The following is a 1000-nucleotide window of genomic DNA, read 5'->3' as shown; positions in this document are numbered from 1 at the left end:
GCGGCAGGCGGTGGCGCGTGCGCTTCTGCCGGACGGCATCCGCCCACCCCTTCGGACTCCATGTCTGGCTGCCGCTGCCGCCCCGCGTGGGACCGGCTGCGGCTGGTGGAAGCGGCGCGCGGCCGGGCTCGGCCTCGCGCCGGCGGACGCCTTCCATGTCAGCGGGCCGGTGCCGGATGCGGTGCGGCTCTCGCTGGGCAGCCTGCCGGACACGGCGCGGCTCGCCACGGCGCTGGAGCAGCTGGCGCAGATCCTCCGCGGCACCGAGGCGGCGCCCTACGACCTCGTCTAGCGGGTCACATGAGGGGCTGGAACAGTCTTATTCCGAGGCCGGCCCGGCGAGCCGCCCCTCCTCGGCCTTGTGGAAATACTGGTCCGCCACAAGCCATCCCTTGAGCGGCCGCAAGGGCGGGATGCAGGTGGCGAGGAGCAGGGGCAAGGTGGTGACGAGGTGGACCCAATAGGGCGCCCCGTAGGCCACCTCCAGCCAGATGGCGAACAGGGTCGAGGGCAGGCAGCCGAAGGTGATGACGAAGAAGGCCGGGCCGTCCGCCGGGTCGGCGAAGCCATAATCGAGCCCGCAGACCTCGCAGCGCGGGGCGAGCGTCAGGAAACCGGCGAACAGGTGCCCCTCGCCGCAGCGCGGGCATCGCCCGCGCAAGCCGGTCTTGAGGGGCGACAGCGGCGGCCAGGGTCCCGACTTCATCTCATCACCTCGTCTCGGCGCCCCCGTCAGCCGGCGGGACAACGGGCGCAGTCCCGTCATCCCTATATACATACAATGCTATAAATTGCATGCAGACACCTGATGCGACATTTGGTCGGGCACCGGAATCACCGGGGGCGTCCGATGCGGCTGGCCGCGGGCGCCGGACCGGGGGAAGATGGCGCGCTGGGATGACAGCGACCGCCGCGCCTCCGCCCGGTGGGGGCCGCGCGGACCCCGCGGAAGCGCCGGGCGGCCGGCCACAGGAGCGCGATGCCGATCCGGCCTTCCTCT

At 72.1% G+C, this 1000-nt stretch carries 1 protein-coding gene and 1 pseudogene; one reads left to right on the top strand and one right to left on the bottom strand.

The window, feature by feature from the left end:
* Positions 1 to 292: pseudogene (locus tag AC2W7M_RS26250) on the top strand (hypothetical protein); the annotation flags it as partial.
* Positions 293 to 319: 27 nt separating this feature from the next.
* Here the strand turns inward: AC2W7M_RS26250 and AC2W7M_RS26245 are convergent.
* A complete protein-coding gene (locus AC2W7M_RS26245; RefSeq protein WP_486136107.1) occupies positions 320 to 706 on the bottom strand; it encodes a DUF983 domain-containing protein in 387 nt (128 codons plus the stop codon).
* Between the last annotated feature and the right edge of the window lie 294 nt (positions 707 to 1000).

Source organism: Xanthobacter sp. BG11Y11_SDJG, from assembly GCF_057364445.1.
Note: the sequence above shows the minus strand (reverse complement) of the source record. Positions and strands in the feature narration are given on the sequence as shown.

Bases quoted from the DNA above. Each gene is read 5' to 3' on its own strand.
- AC2W7M_RS26245 (WP_486136107.1), bottom strand. From the start codon at position 706: ATGAAGTCGGGACCCTGGCCGCCGCTGTCGCCCCTCAAGACCGGCTTG.